Origin of the sequence: Streptomyces sp. NPDC056948 (genome assembly GCF_042674225.1) — a bacterium.
Lineage (GTDB): Bacteria > Actinomycetota > Actinomycetes > Streptomycetales > Streptomycetaceae > Streptomyces > Streptomyces purpurascens.
Genome location: NZ_JBHUQX010000460.1, coordinates 1 through 6942 on the forward strand (window position 1 = coordinate 1; position 6942 = coordinate 6942).

Sequence of the window (6942 nt, forward strand, 5' to 3'; positions counted from 1 at the left end):
GCGACGCCCTGCCCGGCCACGGTGAACGGCGCGAGCGGCGCCTGCGCGCCCGCTCGCAGCGCATCGGCCAGCAACAGCAGCCCGACCCAGGCCCCGCCGACCAGCGACGGCGCGAGCACCGGCCCCAGCCGGGGCGTCAGCGCGAGGCCCGTCGCGGTGAGCGCCAGCGCGGGCAGCAGCCAGGCCAGCGCATGCAGCCCGTACGCGGGCAGCGCGAGGGTCGCCAGCCCGTTCAGGCCGAGCACCATGCCCAGCACGGCCACCGTCCGGATCATCAGCAGCCGGAACCCGTGCATCGGCGCGACGACGGCCATCTCGTACGTCGGATCCATCGCGGGCCCGTACGACAACGCCACCCCGGCCAGCGGCAGCAGCGGCGCGAGCGCGAGGAACAGCGTGGGGGACTCCCCGCCCCGCACGAGGTGCCCCGCCACCACGCTCAGCAGCAGCACGGCGGCGACGGCTCCCAGCCAGGACCGCCGCAGCACCGGCGCCGCCGCCAGCAGCCGCGCGGTGTGCCCGGGCACCCCGAGCCGCACGAGCAGGGACTCCAGCACCCCCGTCCGGGGCGCGTCCAGCTCGGCGTCCAGCCGCTCCCACCCCGCGTCGAGGGCGACCGGGTCACTGACCTCGCCCAGCACCGCCCGGCACCGGGCACAGGCCCCCAGGTGCGCATCGGCGGACCACAGGGCGGGCGCCGCCAACTCCCCTCGCGCATAGGCGCGCAGGTCCTCTTCCGGCACGTGCCAACTCATGCCAACGCCTCCCGCAACTGCTTGCGGGCCCGCATCGCCCGCGTCTTGACCGTCCCCGGCGGAATTCCGAGCAGTACGGCCGCCTCCCGGGTGGTGAGCCCGTCGACGACCGTCGCCTGCAGCACCGCCCGCAACTCCGGCGACAGCCGGACGAGGGCGCCGGCCAGGTCCCCGTGCTCCACCCCCGCGAGCACGCGTTCCTCCGCCGACGCCTCGTCCCGGTGCCGCAGCCGCGCCAGGGCCTGGCGCAGCCGCCCCCGTGCCCCGTCACCGCGCAGCGCGTCCACCAGCCGCCGCGACCCGATGCGCCACAGCCACCCGGCCGCGTCCGCGGAGCACTCGTCCTCGCGATAGCGGGCCTTGCCCCGCCACACCGCGAGGAACGTCTCCTGTACGACGTCGTCGACGACCCCCGGATCGGCGCACCGCCCCCGCAACCGGGCCCGGAGCCACGGCGCGTACCGCCGGTACAGCTCCTCGAAGGCGCGCCGGTCGGCATCCACGGCGATGGCCCGCAGCAGCTCCCCGTCGCTTCTCGTTTCGCTCACATCTCCTCATCGGACCACCCGGTGCGAACGGTTCACGAAACCACGCACGACTTTTCCGGCCCCGTGGCCGTACTCGCCCCCCGAGCACCGACGGGCCTACGGTGACCCCAGCCCCAGCCGCAGCTCCAGCCCCAACCCGAGCCCCCACCCCAACCCCGGCCCGGCCCGGCCCCGGCCCCGGCCCGTCCCCGGCCCCAGCCGTCCCTCTTCTGGCCCCTTCCCCACTCGGAGACACTCCGGGCACGCCGGGACACGCCGGGACACCAGGGACCATCCACAGCCTGTGGGCAAACTCCGGACCCCCGCGAGCCGCCCCCCGCTATCCCGCACGTCATGTCTCCGTAACCATCGATTCAGACGAGCTTGCGACAGTCGGCCAATGAATCCCGCCGTGCCAGAGCCTTCGCCACCCCGAGAGGGGCCTGCGGGGAACGGGAACACTCATGTGACGTCCCCGCTCCCGCCCGCGCTGTCCGACGCGCCCGTAATGCTCGCGGCGCGGAAGAATGGGTCCATGAGCCAGCCGAACACCCAGGCACAGGTCCAGCACGCGCAGCCCTCCGTGGGCTCCATCGCAGCCCACCGCCCGCACACCATCGCGGCGGCCGTCTCCGACCTCGAACCCGACATCGATGCCGACCTCGACGCATACGAGGAGACGCCGTTCGACGGGCCCCAGCTGCCGCAGGGCCGGTTCCTCGACCGGGAACGCAGCTGGCTCGCGTTCAACGAGCGCGTTCTCGAACTCGCCGAGGACCCGAACACCCCCCTGCTGGAGCGGGCCAACTTCCTCGCGATCTTCGCCAGCAACCTGGACGAGTTCTTCATGGTCCGGGTGGCCGGTCTGAAGCGCCGTATCGCCACCGGCGTGGCCACCCGCTCCGCCTCCGGGCTCCAGCCCCGCGAGGTCCTGGAGATGATCTGGGCCCGCTCGCGCGAGCTCATGGCCCGGCACGCCGCCTGCTACCACGAGGACGTCGCCCCCGCCCTCGCGGAGGAGGGCGTCCACCTGGTCCGCTGGAACGAGCTGCAGGAGAAGGAGCAGGCCCGCCTGTTCACCCTGTTCCGGCACCAGATCTTCCCCGTGCTGACCCCGCTGGCGGTCGACCCGGCGCACCCCTTCCCGTACATCTCCGGCCTGTCCCTGAACCTGGCCGTCGTCGTGCGGAACCCGGTCACGGGCCACAAGCACTTCGCCCGTGTGAAGGTGCCGCCGCTGCTGTCCCGCTTCCTGGAGAGCTCCCCGGGCCGCTACGTCCCCATCGAGGACGTCATCGCCGCCCACCTGGAGGAGCTGTTCCCGGGCATGGAGGTCCTGGAGCACCACGCCTTCCGCCTGACCAGGAACGAGGACCTGGAGGTCGAGGAGGACGACGCGGAGAACCTGCTCCAGGCCCTGGAGAAGGAGCTCATGCGGCGCCGCTTCGGGCCGCCGGTGCGCCTGGAGGTCGAGGAGTCCATCGACCGCGAGGTCCTGGACCTGCTGGTGCGCGAGCTGAAGATCAGCGAGGCCGAGGTGTACCCGCTGCCGGGCCCGCTGGACCTCACGGGCCTGTTCCGGATCGCCTCCCTGGACCGGCCGGAGCTGAAGTACCGCAAGTTCGTCGCAGGCACCCACCGCGACCTCGCCGAGGTCGAGTCGGCGTCCGCGCCGGACATCTTCGCCGCGCTCCGGGAGCGGGACGTCCTGCTGCACCACCCGTACGACTCGTTCTCCACCTCCGTCCAGGCCTTCCTGGAGCAGGCGGCGGGCGACCCGGACGTCCTCGCGATCAAGCAGACCCTGTACCGGACCTCGGGCGACTCCCCCATAGTCGACGCCCTCATCGAGGCCGCCGAGTCCGGCAAGCAGGTCCTGGTCCTGGTGGAGATCAAGGCCCGCTTCGACGAGCACGCCAACATCAAGTGGGCGCGCAAGCTGGAGGAGTCCGGCTGCCACGTGGTCTACGGCCTGGTCGGCCTGAAGACCCACTGCAAGCTGTCGCTGGTGGTCCGCCAGGAGGGCGAGACGCTCCGCCGCTACAGCCACGTCGGCACCGGCAACTACCACCCGAAGACGGCCCGCCTCTACGAGGACCTCGGCCTGCTCACGGCCGACCCCCAGGTCGGCGCGGACCTCTCGGACCTCTTCAACCGTCTCTCCGGCTACTCCCGCCGCGAGACCTACCGCCGTCTCCTGGTCGCCCCCAAGTCGCTGCGCGACGGCCTGGTCGCGCGGATCACCAAGGAGATACAGCACCACCGCTCGGGACGGCCCGCGCACGTCCGTATCAAGGTCAACTCGATGGTCGACGAGGCCGTCATCGACGCCTGCTACCGCGCTGCCCAGGCGGGCGTGCCGGTGGACGTGTGGGTGCGCGGCATCTGCGCGCTGCGCCCTGGCGTGGCGGGCCTCTCGGAGAACATCCGGGTCCGCTCGATCCTCGGCCGCTTCCTGGAGCACTCCCGGGTGTTCGGCTTCGGCAACGGCGGCGAGCCCGAGGTGTGGATCGGCAGCGCCGACATGATGCACCGCAACCTCGACCGCCGGATAGAGGCCCTGGTCAGGGTCACCGACCCGGCCCACCGGGCAGCCCTGAACCGGCTGCTGGAGACCGGTATGTCCGACGGCACCGCCTCCTGGCACCTCGGCCCGGACGGCGACTGGACCCGGCATGCGACCGACGCGGACGGCCAGCCTCTGCGCAACGTCCAGGAGATGCTCATAGACGCGCGGAGGCGCCGGCGTGGCACAGCGACACCTTGACCCGACGGATCCCCGGTCCAGGCCCGTCGGACCCGCCCCCACCGGGGACGCCCTCGCGGGCTACCTGCGGGCCCAGGCCACGGAGTTCCTCCGAGCGCTGCGCCTGCACCGCGAGACGGGGTCGGGCGCGGGCGGCTCGGAGGGGTCCGCCGACGCGGCGCGCGCCCTGCGCCGCTCGGCCCGCCGTATCAGCGCCAGCCTGCACACGTTCCAGTCGCTCCTGGACACGGACTGGTGCGAGGGCATGCGCCCGGAACTGGCCTGGGTCTCGGGAACCCTGGCCATGGAGCACGCGTACACCGCCCGCCTGGAGCGCCTGCTGAGCGCGCTGCACCGCCTGTCGGGCTCCACGGCGTTCCCGGCCCAGACGGGGGGCGCGGCGGCACCCGCCAAAGCCGGTGGCCCGGCCCACCCGACCTCGGCACCGGAACGCGGCAATCTCACCGTGGGGGCGGCGAAAGCGGGCGCCCTGCTCGACCGCCAGCTCAACCTCGCCCGCACCCGGGCCCACTCCACGGCCTTGCAGGCCCTGGGAAGCAGCCGCTTCCACGCCATCGCGGACAAGGTCGCGGTCCTGGCCAGCGAGGTCCCCCTCACCAAGAGCGCCGGCACCACGGACCTGCGCCCCCTCGCCACGGCTGCCGAGGGGCGCCTCACGGACGCCGTGGCCGCCCTGCCCCTCGTCACCGCGGGGAACCCGTACAACGCCGCGGCCCTCGTCCACGGCCTGTCCCCGGACACGGTCCCGCACCCGCAGGACGCCCCCTGGCACCAGGTCCGGCTGCTTCTGCGCCTGCACCGCTACGCCCGCGAGGCCCTGCGCGGCGAGCCCAACGGCAACGCCGTCGTCGACCTGCGTCTGCTCTCCGCCGGCCAGGCCCTGAACCGCCACCGCGACGCCTCGGAGGCGGCGGCAGCGGCGGCCCAGGCGGCCCGCACCCCCCGCATCGCCCCCGCGACGGCGTACGCCCTCGGCGTGCTCCACGCCGACCAGCGCCACGAGGTCGAGGGGGCCCGTTTCGCGTTCCAGCAGTGCTGGCAGAAGGCAACCGTCAGCACGTCATGACCGGCCACGCCACCGAGGAGGCGGTCAGGTGAGCTCCCCCGACGACACCACGGTTCAGGCGGCCGGCTGCGTCCTGTGGCGCCGCTCGCCCGTCACGGACGAGCTGGAGGTCTGCCTCGTCCACCGGCCGAAATACGACGACTGGTCCTGGCCGAAGGGCAAGCTCAAGCGCGACGAGGAGGCACTCGCCGGTGCCCTGCGCGAAGTGGCGGAGGAGACGGGCTGCCGGGCCGTGCCGGGCACCGAGCTGCCCACCCAGCGCTACCTCGCGAACGGCCGCCCCAAGCAGGTCCGCTACTGGGCGGCCGAGGCGATATCCTGCGAGTTTTCCCCGTCGGACGAGGTGGACCGGGTCCTGTGGCTGACACCCGCCGCCGCCCGCGCCCGTCTGACGCAGCCCCACGACCGCCCCTTGGTCGACGCGCTGCTCGCGTTACCCGCTCCGGAAAGCGGAACCCCCACGTGCTCTCCCCGTAAGCGTTCCGTGACCTAACCACACCTTCGGCAGGGGTTCACCCCTCGTTCATTTATGGCCATAGGCGGCTTCACCTGATCTGCCTAATTTCAGCCTTACCCGACGCGAACCGCGCCAGCCGCGTGTCAGCGTCGCGCGTCACCCGGACTCTCCGCACGCCGCCGAATCAGGACGGCGGCTCCTGGAAGGAACTCAAGTGAAGCTTCAGCGCATGAACCGGCGGGCCCTCGCTCTCGGTGCTCTCGCCGTCTCCGGCGCCCTGGCCCTCACGGCGTGCGGCTCCGACGACACGGGCACCAGCAGCGGCGGCTCGTCCGCGGCCGCCAAGCCGGGCAGCATCAAGTGCGACGACGCCACGGGCCAGCTGCTGGCCGACGGCTCGTCCGCGCAGAAGAACGCGATCGACGCCTGGGTCAAGCAGTTCACGGCTGCCTGCCAGGGCACGCAGATCAACTACAAGGGCGGCGGCTCCGGCGCCGGCGTCACCGCGTTCACCCAGGGCCAGGTCGCCTTCGCGGGCTCCGACTCCGCCCTGAAGCCCGACGAGGTGACGGCCTCCAAGAAGGTCTGCACCGGCGGCCAGGGCATCAACCTGCCGATGGTCGGCGGCCCGATCGCGGTCGGCTACAACGTCAACGGCGTCGACAACCTCGTCCTGGACGCGGCGACGCTCGCGAAGATCTTCAACAACGAGATCACCAACTGGAACGACCCGCAGATCCAGAAGCTGAACCCCGACGCGAAGCTTCCGGACCTCAAGATCCAGGCGTTCCACCGCTCGGACGACTCCGGCACCACGGACAACTTCACCAAGTACCTGATCGACACCGCCAAGAAGGACTGGCCCTACGACGGCGGCAAGACCTGGCAGGCCAAGGGCGGCCAGTCCGCCTCCGGCTCCTCCGGCGTCGCCCAGCAGGTGAAGCAGACCAACGGCGCCATCGGCTACTTCGAGCTGTCGTACGCCAAGGACGGCCTGAAGACCGTCGACCTCGACACGGGCGCCGCCCAGCCGGTCAAGGCCACCGTCGAGAACGCCACCAAGGCCATCTCCGAGGCCAAGGTCGTCGGCACGGGCAAGGACCTCGCGCTGGAGCTGAACTACGGCACCAAGGCCGAGGGCGCCTACCCGATGGTCCTCGTCACCTACGAGATCGTCTGCGACAAGGGCAACAAGGCCGAGACGCTGCCCGCCACCAAGGCGTTCCTGCGCTACATCGCCTCCGAGGAAGGCCAGAAGATCCTCACCGAGGCCGACTACGCGCCGATCCCCGCCGACATCATCTCGCAGGTCCGCACCACCGTTGATGGCCTGAGCTGATCCGAGTGCGGCCCGGTCCCCTCCCCGGGAC

General features: G+C 72.2%; 6 protein-coding genes. 4 read left to right on the top strand and 2 right to left on the bottom strand.

What is annotated here, in order from left to right; genetic code table 11:
- The coding region (locus tag ACFTZL_RS38205; RefSeq protein WP_382593021.1) for a zf-HC2 domain-containing protein at positions 1–755 on the bottom strand (755 nt) is incomplete at its 3' end.
- Complete coding sequence (locus tag ACFTZL_RS38210; RefSeq protein ID WP_382593024.1) at positions 752–1303, bottom strand: RNA polymerase sigma factor; 552 nt, start codon at positions 1301–1303, stop codon at positions 752–754. The genes ACFTZL_RS38205 and ACFTZL_RS38210, both read right to left, overlap by 4 nt.
- A 379-nt stretch (positions 1304–1682) precedes the next feature.
- Between ACFTZL_RS38210 and ACFTZL_RS38215 the strand changes: the two genes are divergently transcribed.
- The 4 genes from ACFTZL_RS38215 to pstS all read left to right on the top strand — a co-directional run bounded on the left by ACFTZL_RS38215 (position 1683) and on the right by pstS (position 6911).
- Positions 1683–4049 (top strand): RNA degradosome polyphosphate kinase, encoded by a 2367-nt coding sequence (locus ACFTZL_RS38215; protein WP_382593027.1) that lies wholly within the window; start codon positions 1683–1685, stop codon positions 4047–4049.
- Positions 4030–5115, top strand: a complete 1086-nt coding sequence (locus ACFTZL_RS38220) for a CHAD domain-containing protein (RefSeq protein ID WP_382593030.1) — start codon at positions 4030–4032, stop codon at positions 5113–5115. Before ACFTZL_RS38215 ends, ACFTZL_RS38220 begins: the two co-directional genes overlap by 20 nt.
- A 28-nt stretch (positions 5116–5143) precedes the next feature.
- Positions 5144–5608 carry an NUDIX hydrolase gene (locus ACFTZL_RS38225; protein WP_382593033.1) on the top strand — a complete coding sequence of 155 codons (465 nt, stop codon included), beginning with the start codon at positions 5144–5146 and terminating at the stop codon, positions 5606–5608.
- Positions 5609–5786: 178 nt separating this feature from the next.
- A complete protein-coding gene (gene pstS, locus ACFTZL_RS38230) occupies positions 5787–6911 on the top strand; it encodes a phosphate ABC transporter substrate-binding protein PstS (protein WP_382593036.1) in 1125 nt (374 codons plus the stop codon).
- Positions 6912–6942 lie beyond the last annotated feature (31 nt).

Bases quoted from the DNA above. Each gene is read 5' to 3' on its own strand.
- ACFTZL_RS38215 (WP_382593027.1), top strand. From the start codon at position 1,683: ATGAATCCCGCCGTGCCAGAGCCTTCGCCACCCCGAGAGGGGCCTGCG.